At 67.7% G+C, this 20,786-nt stretch carries 19 protein-coding genes and 1 tRNA gene; 3 read left to right on the top strand and 17 right to left on the bottom strand.

Going from position 1 to position 20,786, the window contains the following annotated elements; genetic code table 11:
* Window positions 1–106 precede the first annotated feature (106 nt).
* The 10 genes from HNQ73_RS07860 to HNQ73_RS07815 all read right to left on the bottom strand — a co-directional run bounded on the left by HNQ73_RS07860 (window position 107) and on the right by HNQ73_RS07815 (window position 8,814).
* Window positions 107–622, bottom strand: coding sequence for an L-2-amino-thiazoline-4-carboxylic acid hydrolase (locus tag HNQ73_RS07860; RefSeq protein WP_244649972.1), 516 nt, complete (start codon window positions 620–622; stop codon window positions 107–109).
* Window positions 622–1,341, bottom strand: a complete 720-nt coding sequence (locus HNQ73_RS07855; RefSeq protein ID WP_183333951.1) for an ABC transporter ATP-binding protein — start codon at window positions 1,339–1,341, stop codon at window positions 622–624. The genes HNQ73_RS07860 and HNQ73_RS07855 overlap by 1 nt, the downstream gene beginning before the upstream one ends.
* Before the next feature lie 3 nt (window positions 1,342–1,344).
* A complete protein-coding gene (locus HNQ73_RS07850) occupies window positions 1,345–2,100 on the bottom strand; it encodes an ABC transporter ATP-binding protein (RefSeq protein WP_183333949.1) in 756 nt (251 codons plus the stop codon).
* The gene (locus HNQ73_RS07845) at window positions 2,097–3,110 is read right to left on the bottom strand and encodes a branched-chain amino acid ABC transporter permease (protein ID WP_183333947.1); all 1,014 of its coding nucleotides are present in this window, start codon (window positions 3,108–3,110) and stop codon (window positions 2,097–2,099) included. Before HNQ73_RS07845 ends, HNQ73_RS07850 begins: the two co-directional genes overlap by 4 nt.
* Window positions 3,103–4,011: a branched-chain amino acid ABC transporter permease gene (locus HNQ73_RS07840; RefSeq protein ID WP_183333946.1), complete on the bottom strand. Its 909-nt coding sequence runs from the start codon at window positions 4,009–4,011 to the stop codon at window positions 3,103–3,105. The genes HNQ73_RS07845 and HNQ73_RS07840 overlap by 8 nt, the downstream gene beginning before the upstream one ends.
* Window positions 4,012–4,182: 171 nt before the next feature.
* Window positions 4,183–5,301, bottom strand: a complete 1,119-nt coding sequence (locus tag HNQ73_RS07835; RefSeq protein ID WP_183333945.1) for an ABC transporter substrate-binding protein — start codon at window positions 5,299–5,301, stop codon at window positions 4,183–4,185.
* 32 nt (window positions 5,302–5,333) lie between these two features.
* Complete coding sequence (locus tag HNQ73_RS07830; protein WP_183333943.1) at window positions 5,334–5,831, bottom strand: L-2-amino-thiazoline-4-carboxylic acid hydrolase; 498 nt, start codon at window positions 5,829–5,831, stop codon at window positions 5,334–5,336.
* Between the two features lie 32 nt (window positions 5,832–5,863).
* On the bottom strand, window positions 5,864–7,150 hold the full coding sequence (locus HNQ73_RS07825; protein WP_183334305.1) for an NAD(P)/FAD-dependent oxidoreductase: 1,287 nt from the start codon (window positions 7,148–7,150) through the stop codon (window positions 5,864–5,866).
* Between the two features lie 225 nt (window positions 7,151–7,375).
* Window positions 7,376–8,161 carry an outer membrane protein gene (locus tag HNQ73_RS07820; protein WP_183333941.1) on the bottom strand — a complete coding sequence of 262 codons (786 nt, stop codon included), beginning with the start codon at window positions 8,159–8,161 and terminating at the stop codon, window positions 7,376–7,378.
* Window positions 8,162–8,738: 577 nt separating this feature from the next.
* Window positions 8,739–8,814 (bottom strand) — tRNA-Glu (locus HNQ73_RS07815).
* Between the two features lie 156 nt (window positions 8,815–8,970).
* Between HNQ73_RS07815 and HNQ73_RS07810 the strand changes: the two genes are divergently transcribed.
* Both HNQ73_RS07810 and rpoH read left to right on the top strand, forming a co-directional pair.
* Window positions 8,971–9,990 (top strand): RluA family pseudouridine synthase, encoded by a 1,020-nt coding sequence (locus HNQ73_RS07810; protein ID WP_183333938.1) that lies wholly within the window; start codon window positions 8,971–8,973, stop codon window positions 9,988–9,990.
* Between the two features lie 191 nt (window positions 9,991–10,181).
* Window positions 10,182–11,087 (top strand): RNA polymerase sigma factor RpoH, encoded by a 906-nt coding sequence (rpoH, locus tag HNQ73_RS07805; RefSeq protein WP_183333936.1) that lies wholly within the window; start codon window positions 10,182–10,184, stop codon window positions 11,085–11,087.
* Window positions 11,088–11,166: 79 nt separating this feature from the next.
* Here the strand turns inward: rpoH and HNQ73_RS07800 are convergent, their stop codons facing one another.
* The 3 genes from HNQ73_RS07800 to HNQ73_RS07790 all read right to left on the bottom strand — a co-directional run bounded on the left by HNQ73_RS07800 (window position 11,167) and on the right by HNQ73_RS07790 (window position 14,761).
* Window positions 11,167–12,432, bottom strand: a complete 1,266-nt coding sequence (locus tag HNQ73_RS07800; protein WP_183333934.1) for a histidine kinase — start codon at window positions 12,430–12,432, stop codon at window positions 11,167–11,169.
* A gap of 33 nt (window positions 12,433–12,465) precedes the next feature.
* Window positions 12,466–13,758 (bottom strand): adenylosuccinate synthase, encoded by a 1,293-nt coding sequence (locus HNQ73_RS07795; protein ID WP_183333931.1) that lies wholly within the window; start codon window positions 13,756–13,758, stop codon window positions 12,466–12,468.
* A 154-nt stretch (window positions 13,759–13,912) separates the two neighbouring features.
* Window positions 13,913–14,761, bottom strand: coding sequence for a type 1 glutamine amidotransferase (locus HNQ73_RS07790; protein ID WP_210305032.1), 849 nt, complete (start codon window positions 14,759–14,761; stop codon window positions 13,913–13,915).
* A gap of 100 nt (window positions 14,762–14,861) precedes the next feature.
* Here HNQ73_RS07790 and HNQ73_RS07785 point away from each other — a divergent pair, with 100 nt between their 5' ends.
* On the top strand, window positions 14,862–15,782 hold the full coding sequence (locus tag HNQ73_RS07785; RefSeq protein WP_183333929.1) for a DMT family transporter: 921 nt from the start codon (window positions 14,862–14,864) through the stop codon (window positions 15,780–15,782).
* A 140-nt stretch (window positions 15,783–15,922) separates the two neighbouring features.
* On the opposite strand, the gene serA is transcribed toward HNQ73_RS07785, so the two are convergent.
* The 4 genes from serA to HNQ73_RS07765 form a co-directional block, all read right to left on the bottom strand.
* Window positions 15,923–17,512, bottom strand: coding sequence for a phosphoglycerate dehydrogenase (serA, locus tag HNQ73_RS07780; RefSeq protein ID WP_183333927.1), 1,590 nt, complete (start codon window positions 17,510–17,512; stop codon window positions 15,923–15,925).
* Window positions 17,513–17,690: 178 nt separating this feature from the next.
* Window positions 17,691–18,866, bottom strand: coding sequence for a phosphoserine transaminase (locus HNQ73_RS07775; protein WP_183333925.1), 1,176 nt, complete (start codon window positions 18,864–18,866; stop codon window positions 17,691–17,693).
* Window positions 18,867–19,119: 253 nt separating this feature from the next.
* On the bottom strand, window positions 19,120–19,962 hold the full coding sequence (locus tag HNQ73_RS07770; RefSeq protein ID WP_183333923.1) for an outer membrane protein: 843 nt from the start codon (window positions 19,960–19,962) through the stop codon (window positions 19,120–19,122).
* Between the two features lie 75 nt (window positions 19,963–20,037).
* Entirely contained in the window at window positions 20,038–20,721 is a 684-nt protein-coding gene (locus HNQ73_RS07765; RefSeq protein WP_183333921.1) for an outer membrane protein, read from the bottom strand.
* Between the last annotated feature and the right edge of the window lie 65 nt (window positions 20,722–20,786).

Genomic DNA, 20,786 nt, shown 5'->3' with positions numbered 1-20,786 from the left:
CTGTCTGACAGTTCTGTTTCAGTCCGCCGGGTTCGCCGCCGCCGGCAAGGCGCAGGGCAGGGCCAGGACAACCCGAAAGAAAACGCCGCCCCGGGGGCGGCGTCCGTCAGCTTTCGGCCTTCTCGTAGGTGTAGCGGAAGTCGCAGTGGCTGGCGCCCTGCATGATGGTCTGCGAGCGGGCGAGCTTGAGGCGCTTGTCGTAGCCCTCGCAGAAGGTGCCGTCCCGCTGGCACGACAGCAGGTGGCCGATCTCGCCGAGCCCCATCTGCCGATACATCTCGGCATAGCGGCAGCGTGTGACGTTGAACGAGAACGTCGTATCCGTCTTCTCGATCACGTCGATCTCGAGGGCGTTCTCCATGGTCCACAGCGGCTGCAGCGCGGCAAAACTCTCGATGGAGGTCTGCCCGTCCTGCATCGCGGCGAAGCGCGCCCCCTGCTCGATGGACGAGCGGCGCACCGCGTCGGCCACCGTCTTCTGCGCCACCTCGAGGCCGTGACTCTCCTTCAGCGTCTCGTAGACGTGCTTGAGGATCTCGGCCTCGATGCGCCGGCGCTCGATCATCGGCATCGGGGCGGAGGTTGCTGTTTCCCTGGCGGTCGTGTCCTTGGCTGAAGCCATCATCCTCTCCTTCCCCCGGCGACATGGCCGCCGAGATAGGCCTCGACGATACGCGGGTCGCTGGCCAGTTCAGCGGCCGGCCCGGAGAGGACGACGCGCCCGCTCTCCATCACCGCGGCCCTGTCAGCCACCCTGAGCGCCCCGCGCGCATTCTGCTCGACGATCAGGATCGACACGCCCTGCTCGCGGATCTGCGCGACGAGATCGAAGATAAGCTTGACGAGCTTGGGCGCAAGGCCGAGCGAGGGCTCGTCGAGCAGGAGCACTCGGGGGTTGCGCATCAGGGCGCGGGCGATGCACAGCATCTGCTGCTCGCCGCCCGAAAGCGAGCCCGCCGCCTGCCCCATACGCTCGCCGAGGATGGGAAAGAGCTGCAGCACCTCATCGAGGCGGGCGAGGCCGTGCGGTCCCCCGCCGAGCACCAGGTTCTCGCGCACGCTCATGGTGGCGAAGATCTGCCGCCCCTCGGGGGCCTGGCAGAGGCCGCGCGCCACGATGGTGTGCGAGGGCGCATTGGTGATGTCCTCACCGGCGAGCGTGATCGTGCCACGCTTGACGCGGTAGATGCCCGAGAGCGCACGCATCAGCGTCGTTTTGCCGACGCCGTTGGCGCCGAGCATGGCGACGATCTCGCCCTCGCCCAGATCAATGTCGATGCCGTGCAGGATCTCCTGCACGCCCATGGAGACGTGAAGGTCGCGGACTTCGAGAAGCGCCATGCCCTATTCCTCCACGCCGAGATAGGCCTCGAGCACGGCCGGATCCTTGCGAACCACCTCCGGCGGCGCATCGGCGATCTTGCGGCCGCTCGCGAGCACCACAACCCGCTGGCAGATGCCCATGACGAGCCCCATGTCATGCTCGACGAGCAGCACCGTCATGCCCGCGCCGTGCAGACGCTGGATGAAGGCCGCGAGTTCGCGCGTCTCCGTATCGTTGAGGCCGGCCGCCGGCTCGTCGAGAATGATGAGCTCCGGCTCCATGGCAAGCGCACGTGCGATCTCGAGATACTTGCGCCGGCCATAGGAGATGTTGGCTGCAAGCTCTCCGGCGAGATCCTGCAGCCCCACCTGCTCCAGCGCTGCCCAGGCCCGGCGCGAGATGGCCTCGCTGCGTGCCCTGCCGCCGAACACGGCCTCCGCGGCGCTGACGCCCAGCATGCCCGCCGCCCCGACCGAGACGTTGTCGAACACGCTCATGTTCGGGAAGATGCGCAGGTTCTGGAACGTGCGGGCGATGCCGAGCCGCGCGATGCGGAAGGGCTTCAGCCCGTCGATGCGCCGGCCCTTGAAGTGGACCGCGCCCGAGGAGAGCGGCGTGAAGCCCGAGATGAGGTTGAACAGCGTCGTCTTGCCGGCGCCGTTCGGGCCGATGACGCCCACGAGCTCGCCCTTGGCGACCGTGGTCGAGACGTTGTCCACGGCGGTGAGACCGCCGAAGCGGCGCGTCGCGCCGTCGATGGTGAGAAGCGCCGTCATCGCCAGCCCACCTCCGGGCCCGCCTTGGTCCCTTCGCCGCGCCAGGCGCCGCCGAGCTGCCGCCGCACGAGGTCGAGCGCCGAGACCTCGCCGATGATGCCCTTGGGCATCAGCAGGATGGAGAAGAACAGGACCCCGCCCACGATGATGTTGCGGAAGTCTCCGACGGGCCGCAGAACCTCCGGCAGCAGGATGAGAATGAGCGCGCCGATGACAGCGCCCGGCAGGCTGCCGAGCCCGCCCACCACGACCATCGCCAGGATGAGGATGGACTGCGGAAAGGCGAAGTCCGCCGGCGAGATGTAGCCGGCCGTGTGCGCCCACAGCGCCCCGGCGATGCCGGCAAAGAAGCCCGACACAGCGAAGCTCTCGATCTTCAGCCGCACGGTGTCGAGCCCCATGGCATCGGCGCACTGGTCGTCCTCGCGCAGCGCGCGCAGCGCGTTGCCGTAGTAGGAGTGCGACAGGCGGTGGATCACCCACAGCGAAACGAGGGTGATGATCGCCACCACGAAATAGGCAGGTGCCGAAGCCGACAGGTCGTAGCCGAAGAGCTCGAGGCCGCTGGTGACGAGGATGCCGTTCGGCCCCTTCGTCACCGGCACCCAGTTGAGCATGACGAGATAGATCATCTGCCCGATGCCGAGCGTCGCCACCGCGAAATAGATCGACACGAGCCGCATCGTCGGCAGCGCCACGAGGACGGCGACGAAGGCGGCGCTGAGCCCGGAGAGCGGCAGTGTCCAGCCGAAGGTCAGACCCGCCTCGGTGGCGAGCAGCGCCGCCGTGTAGGCGCCGATGCCATAGAAGGCGGCATGGCCGAGCTGAAGCAGGCCCGCGACACCCGTGACGAGATGCATGGAGGCCGCGAGCAGCACGAAGATGAGCGCGAGGTTGGCCACCTGGTAGAGGTAGCTGCGATCGAGGGCGCCGAGCACGGCAGGCACGACCCCGAGGACGAGGACGAGCGCGGCCGCGACGACGAGAAGGGGGCGCAGACGGTCAGACACGGTCGCGAGCTCCGCCGAAGATGCCGCGCGGGAAGAAGATGAGCGTCACGATGAGAAATCCGTAAGCCACCATGTCGGCCCAGACGGAGGGCACGAAGATGGTTGCGATGCTCTCGCTGAAGCCGAGGATGAGCGCACAGATGACGGCACCGGGAATGGACGAGAGCCCGCCCATGACCATGGCCACGAAAGCCTTGATGCCGGGAATGAACCCCATGCTCGGAAAGATGGCACCATAGTAGAGGCCGACGAGGATGCCGGCCGCAGCCCCCATCATCGACCCCACGGCGAAGGTCCAGATGATGGTGCGGTCGGTATTGATGCCGACATATTTGGCGCCGAGCGGGTTGCTGGAGACGGCGCGGATCGACAGCCCCACGTTGGTGCGCTTGAGGACGTACTGCAGCCCGCCCAGCATCAGCGCCGCAACGACGAAGATGATGACGTCACCCGAGACGATGGTGACGGGGCCGAGGCTGATCGGCTTGTTGAGCAGCCGGTCAAGCGGCACGGTCTGGAACTGCGAACCGAAGCCGATCTCGATCGCCTCACGCACGATGATGGACACGGCGAGCGACGACATCAGCGTCGCCTCACGCATGGCACGCGACTTGAGCGAGGCCTCGTCGCTGAATCGCCGGAAGGGCTTGAATGCGATGCGCTCCAGCCCGACACCAGCGAGCGCGCCCACCGCCACGACGATGAGTAGCACGACGAAGAGCGGCGGCGCGAAGGCGGTGATGACCACGAGCCCGGCGAAGGCGCCGATCGTGTAGACCTCGCCATGCGCAAAGTTCACGACGTTGAGCACGCCGAAGATCAGCGTGAAGCCGATGGCCATCAGGGCATAAACCATGCCGAGCGAGAGGCCGATGGCGAGCTGCTGGAGATAGTAATCCATCGGGACCGCGAGGTTGGGGCGGCAAGGCCGCGGGATTCAAGCGTTGTCGCAACCGGGGTTCCGGTGTCGGCCGGGCCACGCCCGGCCACGCCGCTCCCGTGCCCGCGGCAGGCGCGGGCACGGCGCGGCGGACGGACGGGCCGCTGCTTCCGGCCCGCCGCCCCCTCCGGTTCAGTCGGTAACGGCGACGAACTGGCCGTTCTTGACGACAGCCTTGGTCAGCTTCTTGGCCGGCTCGCGGTTGGCGTCGAAGGTGGTGTCGCCGGTCACGCCCGGGAAGTCCTTCGTTGCGGCGAGCGCATCCCGCACCTTCTGGCGCGTCGGCTCCGGCCAGGCCTTCTCGACCGCAGCGAGCATGATGTTGACGGCATCATAGGCCTGGGCCGGGAACTGGCCGGGCTCGGCCTGGCCTGTCTTCTCCTTCCACGCCGCAACGAACTCCTGCACGTGCGGCGCCGGGTTCGACGGCAGGAAGGTCGCCGTCAGGTGCATGCCCTCGGCGTCGGCGCCGGCGAGCTCGATGAGCTTCTGGTTGTAGGCGGCCGATGTGGAATAGACCGGGATGTCAACGCCGAGCTGCTTCATCTGCTTGAGGAACTGGGCGCCGTCCTCGTAGAAGAAGCCCGTGTAGATCGCGTCGGGCTTCTCGCGCGCGATCTTCGTGATGATCGGCCGGAAGTCGGCGAGGCCGCGGTTGAAGAACTCGCTGAAGACGATCTCGCCGCCCTTGGCCTTCACCTCGTCAGCGAAGTTGGAGACGACGGTCTGGCCCCAGTCGGTCTGCTCCGCGATGACGGCGATCTTCTTGAAGCCGCGCTCGAGCATCCAGTTGGCGTTGTAGGGCCCTTCCTGCGCCTGGGTCGTGATGTTGCGGAACTGCCATTCGGAAATCTTGGCATAGTCCGGGTGCGAGGCCGTCTGCGAGAGCTGCGGCATGCCGGCGCTCTTGTAGACCTGCGCCGAGGCCATGGACACGCCCGAGGTGAAGTCGCCGAGCACGCCGACAATCTCCTTGTTGTCGACGAACTTGCGCGCGATGGCGATGCCTTCCTTCGCGTCCGAGCGCGAGTCCTCGAAGATGATCTCCACCTTGAAGGGCTTGCCCGAGGAGTTGAACTTGGCGAGCGCGATCTCGGCCGCGTTCTTGAAGTCCTGGCCGTACTGGGCCGTGTTACCCGTGAGCGGCAGCTGATAGCCGAGCTTGACGACCGGTTGCTGGGCAAACGCCATGCCGCCCGAGGCGACGAGCGCGGCAAGCCCCGCACCGATCAGAAGATTCCGCCTGTCCATTTCAATCGCTCTCCCCAATGGTTCCTTGTGCTTCAGGCTGCCTTGCCGGGCAGGACCCTGAGACGGCAGCAGCCGGTCTCGCCCGGCTTCCATGTCTCGCCGGCAAAGGTGAAGCCTGCTGCGGTGAACAGACCTGTGTCGATGGCACCCGCCATGCGGCACAGTTTGCGCACGTCCTCGTCGGAACGGCCCATCTCCTGCCAAGCCTCCTTCAGCGGGCAGCGGTGGAAGTAGATTTCCAGCTCCTCGCCGTCGCAGCGCCGCACCTCGGGCGCGAACATGCGCTCGCCCTCGATGATGCCGCCGAGGAAGGCATCCTTCAGGCCGCAGAGGTCGCCCGGGCCGTAGTCCTTGAAGTGGCGCCCCATGTCCTCGCCCATGCGGCGCGTCGCCTTCATGCCGAGCTCGAGCGCCTTCTCCTCCCCCAGCTCCTCGCGCAGCGTGTCGAACATATAGGCATAGGCCGCGGCGCGCATGGCGAAGGCCCGGCGCAGGAGGTTTATGGTGTGGTCGTCGGTCTTGTCCGCCATGTCGTCCCCTTCCGCTGCAGGCTCAAACCGATTCAAGCGATTTCACGGGCATCGCGCCAGCGATAAAGAACCAGATTGAGCGGCGCGACCCGCCGCAGCAAGCCGTGCAGCGGCAGCGGCCGCGGTTCGGTGAACGGCAAGGCAACTTCCGCGCCAGAGACGGCGCGCGCCAGTTCGCGGCCAATGCTGATCGACAGCGCGACCGCCCGGCCGTTGCAGCCGGCCCAGGCATAGGCATCCGGCCCGAGGCGGTGAAAGCGCGGGAAGTAGTCGGTCGTCATGCCGATGTAGCCGTTCCACACGTAGTCGAAACGAACCTCCCCGATCTGCGGGAAGATGCGCCTCAGCCGCTCGCCGATGCGGCGGCGGAGCCGGTCCGCCCCGTTTATCGGCGAAATGAGGGCCCCGCCGGTCACCAGCCGGTTGCGTGCGTCGTAGCGCATGAACCAGAGATCGCCGTGCGTGTCGGACACGGCCTGCCGGCCGGGAATGATCGAGGCGCGCAGCTCCTCGCCGAGCGGCTCTGTGGCCATCTGCCACGACAGCACCGGCACCACCTCGTGCGCGACGGAGGGCGCGAGCCCCCCGGCGAACTCGCCGGTATAGGCATTGGTGGCGAGCACGAGCGCCCTCGCCCGCACCTCCCCCTGCGGCGTCGTGACGCGCCAGCCGGAGCCGTCGCGCGCGATGGACAGGGCGGGCGTGCCGGCAAAGATGCTCACGCCGCGGGCAGCGGCGGCACGCGCCAGCCCCCGCGCCAGCGCCAGCGGGTTGATGTGCCCGCCGGTGCGATTCCAGAATCCGCCATACCAGGCGTCTGAGCCGGTCATCCGCCGCACCTGCTCGCGGTCGAGCAGCTCGACGGGCGCGCCATGGCGGCTCCACTGGGAAAAGCGCGTCTCCGCAATCTTCATGCGGCCGGGCGAGTGCACGGGCTGGATCCAGCCCGTCTGCTCCGCCTCCGCCGGAATGTCGAGGCGGCGCACGAGATCGAACAGGACGGAGGCACTGTCGCGAAGCAGGGCGACGAAGCGCTCACCGGCCGCGCGGTGCTTGGCGACGATATCGTCCGGGTTCGGGCGCGTCAGGGTGGGAATGACCTGCCCGTTGTTACGCCCCGAGGCGCCCCACCCCGGCGCTGCCGCCTCGAGAAGCACGACGTTCTTGCCGTCCTCCGCGAGATGAAGCGCCGTCGACAGACCGGTAAAGCCGCCGCCGATGACGACGACATCGCCAGTCGCGGTTCCCGCCAGCGCTGGATAGTCTTCCCCTGAAGGCGTCACGGCTGCCCACAGCGACGGCGGCCAGGCCCGATCCATACGCTCCACTGCCCCCCTCCTCGTCGCGCCGCAGGATCAACCCGCGGGCGTCTCAAAAACGCAACCTATTCAACATTTCGCGACGGCCGCAAGCGCTAATTACACTTCTCTCGACAAATTATTTTAATTTTGCGATTGAAGCCGTTAATTAACCGACAGCCCAAACGAGAACGGCCGCCCGCGCATCGCGCGGGCGGCCGCCAGTCTGCCTCAAAGGGCGTCCGGTTAGAACTTGTAGTTGAGCCCGGCGCGGACCACGCTGAACTGCGTGTCGCTCTTGAGCGTCAGAGTGTCGCCGGCGAGCGCGGCGTCCGTGCCCGTGTAGCCGAGACGCGTGTTCTTGTCGCCGAGGTCGACGTAGAGATACTCGCCGCGCAGCGTCAGGTTGTTGGTGATCGCGTACTCGAGGCCCGCGCCCAGCGTCCAGCCCCACTGGGTGTGGTTGCCGCGGCCGGCCCAGGAATCCTCGCCGATGTCGTCGGCCACCGACATGCGGTGCTTGACCTGGCCATAGGCAAGACCACCGGTGGCGTAGACGAGGAGGCGCTCGGTCGGCGTGAAGCCGAGACGCGCACGGACGGTGCCGTACCAGTTCACCGTCGCCTTGGCGAAGACGGAGCCGCCGTCACCCTCGTGGTCAACGACCGTGCCGGCGATGCGGCGGTTGACGTTGATGTAGTTGAAATCCGCCTCGGCGCCGAGGACGAACTGGCCGATCTGGTAGTTGTAGCCGATCTGCGCACCGCCAGTGAAACCACCGCTGTCGGACTCACGCAGGCCGAGAGCCGCGCCCAGGTTGATCGACTGGAGCGTATCCTCGTCGCGCACGTGCAGGGAGCCGTGCTCCCAGGCACCGCCGATGTTCACACCGGCATAGAAGCCGGTCCAAGTGAAGATCGGCGCCACAGCAGGCGCGGCGGGAGCCACATGCCGCGACGGCAGGTCAGCAGCAAGGGCCGGGCCGGCAATGGCAAGGGCGAGGATGGAAATGGAAGTGCGAAGTGCACGCATCGGTAACCCCCAATGTAAGAGTACACGCACCATACGCATGCCGCGTAATTATGCAATTGAAATCTACACTATGCGCACCCAGAGCGATAAAACGGGCAGATTTAGCTAAATTTTCGTAAATTTCGGCGATCGACCACCGCCATTCGCGCCGCTTTCCGCCCATCCGAGAGCATCATGGCGCCCCCCCGGCACGGAAACGCCCCTGTCGCGCTTCCGGCCACACCGGATCGCGATTCGCGCTACGATTCCATGCCGCGGATGAGCAGACGACGGTCCGCGAGGCGAAGATCGCGCCGGCGAGCGGCCGGAACCGCCATTTTCCCGCCAGACAGGCCCTACCGCTCCTCGCCGCCGAAAGCTGCGGAATACTGACGAATACCATCCGTCTGCGAGTAACCGCGCCATATGCCGACGCCGCAGCACTCGCGGAGCAGAGAAGAAACGTCTTGCGAAGAGGGGATCGCTGCCCGCGCGGGGCGGTAACACTGCCTGCTTCACCGGCGCCCGAAAGCGTCGCAGCGACATTGGCTAACCCGCTTGGCTAACCGCCCGATAAACCACTGAAGCACGAAGGGAATGGCGCTCCCAAGGGGACTCGAACCCCTGTTTTCGCCGTGAGAGGGCGACGTCCTAGACCGCTAGACGATGGGAGCGTCTCGCGAGCGCCGCCTCTATATCGAGGCTTTGCTCCCCGTTCAAGCCCCTGGCGCGGACTTTGTGTCGAAAAGCGCCAATCCTCCCACAGGCTGACGCTGGCGGCAGCCCCGCAGAAGGCTTGACTGCCCGGCCGGAACGGGCGACGAGCGCGCATGGGACATGAGATGACGGATGCCGGGCAAATCATCCATCTGACCGCCACGGCGGAAGATGCCGGGGTGCGGCTCGACCGGGCGCTGGCGCTGCGGCTGCCCGAGCTGTCGCGCAGCCGCATCCAGCAGCTCATCAAGGACGGCTGCGTCACGGTTGGCGGAGCGACCGAGACCAACGCGTCGCGAAAGCTCGTCCCTGGCCTTGCCCTTGCGGTGGCCGTGCCGCTGCCGGTGGCACCGGAGCCGGCCGGCGAGGACATCCCCCTCACCGTCCTCTACGAGGACGATTCGCTCATCGTCATCGACAAGCCGGCCGGGCTCGTCGTGCACCCGGCCCCCGGCAACGAGTCGGGGACCCTCGTCAACGCGCTCATCGCCCATTGCGGGGCGAGCCTCTCCGGCATCGGCGGCGTCCGGCGCCCCGGTATCGTGCACCGGCTCGACAAGGACACGTCCGGCGTCATGGTGGCGGCGAAGACCGATGAGGCGCACAAAGGGTTGAGCGCCCAGTTCGCCGACCACGGCCGCACCGGCCCGCTGCACCGCGCCTATGTGGCGCTGGTGTGGGGCGTGCCGCAGCCGCTCGCCGGCACCATCGATGCACCGATCGACCGGGCGCCGCACAACCGCGAGAAGATGGCCGTCGTTCGCCCCGGCCATGGACGCACGGCGATCACACACTATATTGTAGAGGAGCGCTTCGCCGCCGGGGACGCGGCGGATGTGGCGAGCCTCGTGCGCTGCCGGCTGGAAACGGGGCGCACGCACCAGATCAGGGTGCATCTCGCCCATCGCGGACATCCGCTTCTCGGCGACGAAACCTACGGCAGCGGCTTCCGGACCAAATCTGCCCGCCTCGGGGAGCAGGCGCGCCAAGCCTTGGGCGCGCTCTCCCGCCAGGCGCTCCACGCCGCCGAGCTGGGCTTCGCTCACCCCGTGACGGGTCGGGAAATGCGCTTCGAAAGCCCGCTGCCCCCGGATCTGCAGCGACTGATCACCGCACTGCGCGCGAACGCCTGAGCGCGCGGCGCGGCGTTCGTCGTGTGCGCTGGCGCACATGCTGGAGGAAACCAAGGGCAGAAAGTGCAGTTCTGAGACAGTCGGACGCCCTCTTTCGGACAACGTGTTCGCGGATGTAGGGTGTTCAGGGACGGCTGGCCAGGGGGCGGCCGTCATACGGCCTGCCAAGAGGGGGCCGAAAGGAGGTGAACATGGCTACCGGCGCACTTCCCACGCTCGCCAGCGAAGGCGGGCTCGCGCGCTATCTCGAAGAGATCCGCCGTTTTCCGATGCTGACGCCCGACGAGGAGTACATGCTCGCGAAGCGGTGGCGCGAACATGGCGACCGCGAAGCGGCGCACAAGCTCGTCACATCCCACCTGCGGCTCGTGGCGAAAATCGCCATGGGATACCGCGGCTACGGCCTGCCCATCGCCGAGGTGGTCTCCGAAGGCAACGTCGGCCTGATGCAGGCGGTGAAGCGTTTCGAGCCCGACAAGGGCTTCCGGCTCGCGACCTACGCCATGTGGTGGATCAAGGCCGCGATACAGGAATACATCCTGCGCTCGTGGTCCCTCGTGAAGATGGGGACGACGGCAAGCCAGAAGAAGCTGTTCTTCAACCTGCGCAAGGCCAAGGGCCGCATCTCCGCCTATGACGAGGGCGACCTGCGGCCCGAGCAGGTGAAGGCCATCGCCAAGCGCCTCGGCGTGCCCGAGCAGGACGTGATCGAGATGAACCGCCGCCTCGGCGGCGATACCTCGCTCAACGCGCCCCTGCGCCAGGACGGCGACGGCGAGTGGCAGGACTGGCTGGTCGACGAGAGCGAAAACCAGGAAGCCAACCTCGTCGCCGAGGAAGAGGGACGCAACCGGCTCGCCGCCCTGCGCCAGGCGCTCGGCGTGCTCAACGAGCGCGAGCGCCGCATCTTCGAGGCGCGCCGCCTGCGCGACGACCCGATCACGCTCGAGGATCTGTCCAGCGAGTTCGGCGTCTCCCGCGAGCGCGTGCGGCAGATCGAGGTGCGCGCTTTCGAGAAGGTGCAGGAGGCTGTGAAACAGGGTCTCGCCCGCATCGAGGCGCCGAAGGCCGGTGGCCAGGCGCTGAGCCCGGCCTGATCCGCCGGACGGGCGAAATGCCAACGGCGGCCGTCGGGCCGCCGTTTTTTTTGTGCCGTCCGTCTTGCCGCCGGGATGACTACTGCTGCCCCTGCCAGGCGCGCAGGGCTGCCTCCAGCGTCTGCTCGCCGGACAGCCCCTTCTCGAAGGCGAGCACGGCGCGCCGGCCGGACGCATAGCGCAGCGGAATGTCCAGCCACGACCGCGAGCGCAGGAGTTCGGTATTGCGCTCCACGTCGCTGGCGAGGTTGGAGAGACCGATCAGGAAGAAGTTCGGCGTCACCGGCACCGGCAGCCCGGCGAGCGGCGTGCCGCGCGATGCCTCGTCCGTCTTGAGCTGCGGCACCCCCACCTCGCGCACCGTGCGCTCGGGGTCCGTCGACTCGAAGGTCATCTCCACAGTGTGGGATGCCGGCAGTGTTTCGTCGGTGTTGCGACGGAAGGTGAGATACAGCGTCAGCCCCGCCTCCGGCACGGTAACCTCGGCACGCACCACCGTCTCGAGCGGCTGGCCTTCGCCGGGGTTGACGGAGTCGAGACGCCAGACGGCGCGCCCCCCGGTCACCCGCGGTGCCTGATTTGCGTCGGCGCTCTCCTCATAGAGAATCGCCCGCTGCGAGACGGCAACGGTACCGCCGGGCGGCGTCGCCTGCTGCTGCGGCCGCGGCTGCGCGGGCGGGGCCTCCTCCGGCGGCGGCCCGCCGATACGGTCGTTGAACTTCGTCTCGCCGGGCGGCTGCTCGCCCGGCTCCGTCTGCGTCTGTGCCTGCTCCTGCTCCTGTCCCGGCGTGGGCGCCTCCTGCCGCAGCCACAGGGCGGTACCGGCGATGGCGGCGATGACGAGGCCGAGGACGCCGGCGACGATCAGCGTACGGCGACGCTCGCCGCCGTCGCGGTTGCTGCGCGTCGTGGACAGGCGCGGACGCGCCGGGCGCTCGTCCGCGACACGGGGCGATATGCCCTGATCAGAGGGCACGCCGGGCGGCTCGGCCGGCGGGTAGCTGTCCGCCCCGTAGCCGGCGGGCTCGCTGTCATACGTGCCCTCGTTCGCATAAGCGTTCTGATCGTCGCCGTAGGCCGGCGGCATCTCGGCCGCCTCGTCGAAGCGCGGCTCCAGCGGATCGTCGCGGACGGGCGGCGCGTATTCGCTCTCAATGCGCGCAATGACGTCATCAAGGGCGATCTGCTCGCGCTCGATGTCGGCCTCCGACAGCGGCGGGTCGACTGCCCGCAACTGCTGCAGCAGCACGACGCGCGCGCGATCATAGATTGCGCGCCGCGTCTCGGGGGTGTTCTCCGGCAGGCCGGCAATGGCCCGCGAGAGCAAGGGATAATAGTCCGCCATCGGCTCCCGAATGTCCCGAAAACGTGGGGCCCGTCAACCTTCAAAGGGGTTATGGACGAGGATCGTATCGTCACGCTCGGGGCTGGTCGACAGAAGCGCGACGGGGGCCCCGATCAGCTCCTCGATGCGCCGCACGTATTTGATGGCCTGGGCCGGCAGGTCGGCCCAGGAGCGCGCTCCCGCCGTCGTGCCGGGCCAGCCCTCGATGGTCTCGTAGATCGGCTCGACCCGCGCCTGCGCGCCCTGGCTCGCCGGCAGGTGGTCCAGCACCTCCCCGTCAAGCTTGTAGCCGACGCAGACCTTGATTTCGTCGAAGCCGTCGAGGATATCGAGCTTCGTCAGCGCGATGCCGTCGATGCCCGAAGTGCGCACCGTCTGGCGCACCAGCACGGCGTCGAACCAGCCGCAACGGCGCTTGCGCCCCGTCACTGTGCCGAACTCCCGGCCCCGCTCGCCGATGCGCTGGCCGATCTCGTCCATCAGCTCCGTCGGGAACGGCCCCTCGCCCACCCGCGTCGTGTACGCCTTGGCGATGCCAAGCACGTAGCCCACGGCCTTCGGCCCGAGGCCGGTGCCGGTCGCAGCCTGGCCCGCCACCGTGTGCGACGAGGTGACGAAGGGGTAGGTGCCGTGGTCAATGTCGAGCAGCGCGCCCTGTGCCCCCTCGAAGAGGATGCGGCGGCCCTGGCGGCGTTCCTCGTCGAGCAGGCGCCACACCGTGTCCATGTAGGGCAGCACCTTCGGCGCGACGGCGGACAGCTCGTCGAAGATCTGCTGGGCACTGAACTCGGGCAGGCCGAAGCCGCGGCGCAGGGCATTGTGGTGCGACAGGAGCCGCTCGATCTTGGCCGGCAGCGTGTCGAGGTCGGCAAGGTCCATCAGGCGGATGGCGCGGCGGCCAACCTTGTCCTCGTAGGCCGGACCGATGCCGCGGCGCGTGGTGCCGATGCGCGTGCCGGCGTTGGAGTTCTCGCGCAACGCATCGAGCTCGCGGTGCAGCGGCAGGATGAGCGTTGCGTTGTCGGCGATGCGCAGGTTTTCGCGTGTGATGCTGACGCCCTGGGCGCCGAGCCGCTCGATCTCGTCGACGAGCGCCTGCGGGTCGAGAACAACGCCATTGCCGATGACGGCGAGCTTGCCGGGGCGCACCACGCCGGACGGCAGCAGCGACAGCTTGTAGACGGCGTCCCCGATGACGAGCGTGTGGCCTGCATTGTGCCCGCCCTGGAAGCGCACGACGATGTCGGCCTGCTCACAGAGCCAGTCGACGATCTTGCCCTTGCCCTCGTCGCCCCACTGGGCGCCGACCACCACGACATTCGCCATTTAAGTCCAGCCTCCGGCTGTTCCGGCCACTAACATGACAAACCCCGGCGCAAGCTCACCTTGGCCGGGGTTTCCTTGCACCTTCTCTTGGGCGATTGGGGGGCGAAAATCAAGTCCGCCGACCATCCCCGCGACGATTTGGACGGCCACCGCCTCACTGCCGCATCGCGTCACCGGCGAGGCAGCGGGCCAGGAAATTGCGGATCTCGAGCGTGCGCTGCCTCTCGTCCAGCACCTGCTCGTCGAGGCCGTGGCGCCAGGCGATGTCACGACGGCTGCGATCGGCATCAAGTGTCCGCAGGTCCGCGACATAGCCGGCGACCTCCGACGGATCCCGGAAGAAGCCCTCCTCGGCGAGCGCATCGGCCATGCGGTCCATAATTGCTGCAAGCTCGGTGAGCGAGAATTCCGGGTGATACTGGACGCCCCAGAAGACGCCGCGCCTGTGGCGAATCTCGGCCGCCTGAACGCCCGTCATGCGGTTGGAGGCGAGCACGACGGCTTCCGCCGGCAGGCTGGCGACGACGTCGAGATGCACGCAGGGCGCATCAAAGGCAGCGGGCCGCCCGGCCAGCAGCGCATGCCCCCTGCCCGCCTCGCTCGGAGTGATTCGCCGCGCGAAGCCGACTTCGCGGCCGAGCGGGTTGGGCGTCACCGTGCCACCAGCGGCCACCGCCGCCACCTGGAGCCCCCAGCATGAGCCGAAGGAAGGCACGCCGCTGTCGTAGACGGCCCGCATCAGCTCGACCTGCCGCCGCACCGACGGCTCGTCATGATAGACGTGCAGCGGCGAGCCCGTGAGGATGACCGCATGATAGGAGGAGAGCTCCGCACCCGCAGGCAGCTGCGCATCAGCGTCAGCCGGCAGCACGATGTCGCAGGCCGCGGCCGGGGCGATGGCCTTCACCACCGCGGCATAGGCCTCACCCGGCGTCATGCCGAAGCCGGCGCGGTGGCGCTCGCGCGCATCGGCAGGATAACCATCGACGATCAGCACCCGCATCCTGTGACCCCCTCCACCGCAATGCACCCCTGCGTCTAGGCCCCTTACGAGCCGGCGGCAAGCACCCTAGTCTTCAACGCCCTTTTCACGGAAACCAACCTTGACCCTGCAGCCGTTGTCCGCCGCACGACACCGCCTCGACCACGCCTACCTGCTGCTGACGCTCACCACGCTCATGTGGGGTGGCAATGCCGTCGCCAGCAAGCTCGCGGTCGGCCACATCTCGCCGATGGTGCTGACCTCGGCGCGCTGGATTCTCGTCTGCCTCATCCTGCTGCCGCTCTACGGCAAGGCCCTGCGCGACCACTGGCGCACCATCGCAGCCCACCGCGTGCGCGCCGTCCTGATGGGCACCTTCGGCTTCACGGGGTTCAACGCGCTCTTCTACCTCGCCGGCCACCACACCAGCGCCGTCAACATCTCGATCATGCAGGGATCGATACCGATCCTTGTGCTCATCGGCGCGCTCGTCTTCTTCGGCGTCCGCGCCACCTGGCTGCAGATCGTCGGCGTCGTCGTGACGCTCGGTGGCGTCGCCATGACCGCAACCCACGGCGACATCACAACCATCACGCAGCTCTCCTTCAACATCGGCGACGTGTGGATGCTGATCGCCTGCGCCTTCTACACCGGATACACGCTGGCGCTACGCGGCCGCCCGGACGTGCCCGGTCTCGTCTTCTTCCTGGCGCTCGCCATCGTCGCCTGCCTCACCTCCCTGCCCCTGCTGGCCTGGGAAATCGCCGCCGGCGATGCCTTCTGGCCCACCCTGCAGGGCTATCTCGTCCTCGCCTTCGTCGCGGTCTTTCCCTCGCTCTTGTCGCAGATCACCTTCATGCGCGGGGTCGAGCTCATCGGGCCGAGCCGTGCGGGTGTCTTCGTCAATCTCGTGCCCGTCTTCGGCGCACTGCTCGCCGTCGTCGTCCTCGGGGAACCCTTCGGTTGGCATCACGCGGTCGCCATGGCCATGGTGCTCGGCGGCATCTTCATCGCGGAGCGCCTGGGCCGGACGGTCGGCTAGGCGCGACGCCGGTCCGCTTCGTCAGCCGGCCGGCTGACGGATGACGGGCCCGTTGCTGCTCCCCTTTTTCGGCATGTCCGGAAAGCAAATGCCCGGCCAGAGGCCGGGCACCGCGGGATCGCTGAACGGGAAAGCGAAGGTCAGAAGACCAGCGGCTTCGCCTGCTTGACGCCCGGAATGGCCTGGATGTCCTCCAGCACCTTGGCGGGCACCTCGCCGTCCACCTCCACGAGCGCGATGGCCGAGCCTCCGGGCGCATCGCGGCCGAGGGCGAAGGTGGCGATATTGATGCCGGCGTCGCCCAGAATGCCGGCGAAGCGGCCGATGAAGCCGGGCTTGTCCTCGTTCGTCACGTAGATCATCGAGGGCGCGAACTCGGCATCGACCGAGATGCCCTTGATGTTGACGATGCGCGGCTTGCCGTTGGCGAAGACAGTGCCCGACACGGAGCGGGTCTGCCGCTCGGTCACCACCGTGAGCGTGATGAGCGCGTCATAGTCATGCTCAGCCTCGCGGACCGTCTCCTCGACGACGATGCCGCGCTCCTTGGCGACGACCGGAGCCGACACGACGTTCACATCCTGCAGCATCGGGCGCAGCAGGCCGGCGATGGCCGCCGAGGTGAGCGCACGCGTGTTGAGCTGCGCCACCGTGCCCTCGTAGGTGAGATGCACGCTCTTGATGCCCGTTTCGGTGAGCTGGCCGGCAAACGAGCCGAGGTTCTCGGCAAGGGTGATGAAGGGCCGCAGCTTCGGCGCCTCCTCCGCCGTGATCGACGGGAAGTTCACCGCGTTCGAGATGGCGCCGCGCAGCAGGTACTCCGACATCTGCTCGGCCACCTGCAGGGCGACGTTCTCCTGCGCCTCCGTCGTCGAGGCGCCGAGGTGCGGCGTGCAGACGACGTTCGGATGGCCGAAGAGCGGGTTCTCAGTGGCCGGCTCGACGGTGAAGACGTCGAAGGCGGCGCCTGCCACATGCCCCTCGTCGAGCGCCTTGCGCAGCGCCACCTCGTCCACCAGGCCGCCGCGGGCGCAGTTGATGATGCGCACGCCCTTCTTCGTCTTGGCGATGTTCTCCGCCGAGAGGATATTGCGCGTCTTCTCGGTGAGCGGCGTATGCAGGGTGATGATGTCGGCCCGGGCGAGGAGATCATCGAGCTCCACCTTCTCGACGCCGATGTCGACCGCGCGCTCGGGCGACAGGAAGGGATCGTAGGCGATGACCTTCATCTTCAGGCCGATGGCGCGGTCAGCCACGATGGAGCCGATGTTGCCGCAGCCGATGACGCCGAGCGTCTTGCCCGTGATCTCGACGCCCATGAAGCGGTTTTTCTCCCACTTGCCGGCCTGGGTGGAGGCGTCGGCGGCGGGGATCTGGCGCGCCAGCGCAAACATCATGGCAATGGCGTGCTCGGCGGTCGTGATCGAATTGCCGAAGGGCGTGTTCATCACGATGATGCCCCTGGCAGTCGCGGCCGGGATGTCGACGTTGTCGACGCCGATGCCGGCGCGGCCGATGACCTTGAGGCGGGTGGCCCGCTCGAGGATCTTCGGCGTGACCTTGGTGGCCGAACGGATGGCGAGGCCGTCGTAGTTGCCGATGATCTCGGCGAGCTTGTCCTTGTCCTTGCCGAGGTTCGGCTGGAAATCGACCTCGATGCCGCGATCCTTGAAGATCTGCACGGCGGCGGGCGACAGGGCATCGGAAATGAGAACCTTGGGGGCGGTCATGGGTTTGTCCTCATCGGGGCCACCTCCGCCCGTTCTGGGAACGGGGCTGCGCGCTGCAGCCGGGGCGGAATGACCGGGAAAACGCTTGCAATTGTCTGGCGGGCCGGGCGGCAGGCGAAGCGTTCAGCTCCCCCGCCGCTCCTAGAAGCAGCCCCTCGCCGTCGGCGAAGGGGGCACCTTACGCCGCGGCGGCGAGCTTTGCCTTTTCAGCGGCGAAGGCCCAGTCAAGCCAGGCCGTCAGGGCCTTGATGTCGTCCACCTCGACGGTGGCGCCGCACCAGATGCGCAGGCCGGGAGGGGCGTCGCGATAGGAGCCGATGTCGTAGGCGACACCCTCCTTCTCGAGAGCGGCCGCGATGCCCTTGGCCACCGCGGCGACCGCCTCGGGCCCCTTCGCCACCACTTCGGGGTCAACGATCTTGAGGCAGACGGAGGTGTTGGACGCCGTCGCCGGATCCTCGGCGAGGTTGGCCACCCACGGGCTCGCCTCGACCCAGTCGAGAAGCGCCCGGGCGTTGGCATCGGCCTTGGCGATGAGGGCCTTGAGGCCGCCGAGGGACTTCGCCCACTGCAGTGCGTCAATGTAGTCCTCGACGCAGAGCATCGACGGCGTATTGATCGTCTCGCCGATGAAGATGCCCTCGATGAGCTTGCCGCCCTTGGTCATGCGGAAGATCTTGGGCAGCGGCCAGGCCGGCGTGTAGCTCTCCAGGCGCTCGACGGCGCGCGGGGAGAGGATCAGCATGCCATGCGCCGCCTCGCCGCCCAGCACCTTCTGCCAGGAGAACGTGACGACATCGAGCTTCTGCCAGTCGAGATCCTGCGCAAAGGCTGCGGATGTCGCGTCGCAGATCACGAGGCCTTCGCGGTCGGCGGCGATCCAGTCGGCATTCGGCACGCGCACACCCGAGGTCGTGCCGTTCCAGGTGAAGACCACGTCGCGCGTGCGGGTGTCGACCTCCGCGAGGTTCGGCAGCTTGCCATAGGGCGCCTTGATGACGCGCACGTCGGTGAGCTTGAGCTGCTTGACGACGTCGGTGACCCAACCCTCACCGAACGACTCCCAGGCGAGCATGTCGACGCCGCGGGCGCCGAGCAGGGACCACAGCGCCATCTCGACGGCGCCGGTGTCCGAGGCTGGCACGATGCCGATGCGGTAGTCCGCCGGCACGCCGAGCACTTCGCGGGTCAGATCGATGGCGAGCTTCAGCTTCGCCTTGCCCACCTTGGCACGGTGGGAGCGGCCGAGCGGTGCGTCCTTGAGGGCTTCGAGGGTCCAGCCGGGGCGCTTGGCACAGGGGCCAGACGAAAAATGCGCGCGCTGAGGCCGCGCGGCGGGAGCGTTCGTCGTCATGTAGTCCATCCTCTCAGATGGGCGCTTCCCGTTGGGGGGAAGTGTCCCGCCGACGGGGATACGCTCCCCCCACCCACGCGTCAACGACAGAGTTGGTCCAAGTTGCCGCAGGTGTGCGCAGGACTGGACGACGGCTGCCGGACGGCGCAACGCGCTCCGCGCCTTTGTTCGGGCGCCCGAAATGGGCCGGCCCACCCGTGGCCGCCGCCGCAGGTGGGCCGGGAAAACTGTAGTAAGGACCGGAACGTCCGGATCAGAACTTCGCCGCAACGGCGCCGCGTACGGTGTGGAAATCCACGTTCACGTTCTCGAACGAGCCAAATCGGACATACTCGTATTCGCCGCGCAGGAAGAGGTTCTCGGTCAGGAGAATGTCGAGACCGAGGCCGGCGGCGATGCCCACCGCATAGGTATCCTTCTTGCGCTCGCTGGCCGAACCGTAGAGCCCCACAGCGCAGGCCGGCGGCGTGCTGCCGGTTGTGTCCTCGCACAGATAGACGTTCGCACTGCGCGTCACTTCGGCCCGCCCGACGGCAAGGCCCAGTGTCGCGTAGGGCAGGAAGTTGCCGAGATCGTAGCCCGCGCGGCCACGGAAGGTCAGGTAATCTGTCAGCTTCACCTGCGCGCTCGATTCGAGCCCGACGTCATAGGTGTAGCCGTTGCTCGTGGCCGTCCAGAACCGGTTGCCGGCCGCCGCGTTGGCATCGAGGTTGAGCCGGGTGTAGCCGAGCTCGACGCCCAGGACCACGTCCTCCCACTGGCTGTTGTAGCCGACGAGGAAGCCGTAGTTGCCGCCGCGGACGTCTCGTTCCGGCAGCACCGTCGCCCCCGAGATGCGGCGCTCCTGCTCGACGGCGAGGTTGCGCAGGATAAAGGCAATCTGGCTGCTGCTCGCCGTGCCGAAATCGACATTGGCGTTGGTGTAGCCGCCCTGGAAGCCGATGTAGAAGCCGCCCCAGGCTCCGGTCGGCTCGCTTTCGCCATAGGCCGGCATGGAGCCTCGCAGCCAGCTGTCGCCGAGATCGGCGGCGTGAACGGCCGGAGCCGCGAAAGCCCAGCCGAGACCAAGAACCAGGCCCGGAAGAAGCGCGCGCATCGATAAGAACTCCCCAACCGCCAGTATCGCGCCGATTATTGCTCGTTAACCTTAATATTCGGTTGCCGGCACCGCTCAGTCGAAGGTGTAGCGCAGGCCGAAACGCACCTCGTGGCTGCGCAGCTCGCCGACACGCACGGCCCCGCCCGCTGCCCGCGCCTTGCCGAGGTCGCTGAAGCGGTAGCCGATGTCGAATTTCAGGGAGGTCGTGATGTCTATGGACGCGCCGGCCATCAGTGCCCAGGCGAAGCCGGTGCGCGTGCCGCCGCCATAGGCGAGCCCCTCGCCGGTTGCCGTCACCGTCTCCCGCACCGCGCCGAGCCTGTTGACCGCGACGCCCGCGCCGACGCCCACATAGGGCGTGATGCCGGACCACGTGCCGAGATCGGCATAGAGATTGGCGAGGACGGCAACCGAGTTGACCTTGGCGGAAAAGCCGAGCCCCGGCGCGGCGGCCGTGAGGCGGCGCTCGGCGAAGACATCGCCCGTTACGTCCGCCCTCAGCCAGCCGAAGTCATAGCCGACGCCGAGCCCGAAGGTGGCGTGCTTCTTCAGCCGCTCGCCCACATGGCCGACGCCGTTGACGGACAGCGACGGATCGATGGGCATGGCATAGCCGACGTCGCCGCGCAGGTAGAGCCCCTCCCCGCTCGCCAGCACTCCCGGCTCGGGATCGAGCACCGGCGCCGGTGGAAGCTCTGCCGCGGCAACCGGAGCGGCCATGGTGAAGGACAGGGCTGCGAGGAAGACATGACGCATCGGAGGAAAACTCCCGGAACGGACGCAACGGATGTGCGGCACTTGCACCACCGCTCGCTGGGAGA

The organism is Chelatococcus composti, assembly GCF_014201415.1.
Lineage (GTDB): Bacteria > Pseudomonadota > Alphaproteobacteria > Rhizobiales > Beijerinckiaceae > Chelatococcus_A > Chelatococcus_A composti.
Note: the sequence above shows the minus strand (reverse complement) of the source record. Positions and strands in the feature narration are given on the sequence as shown.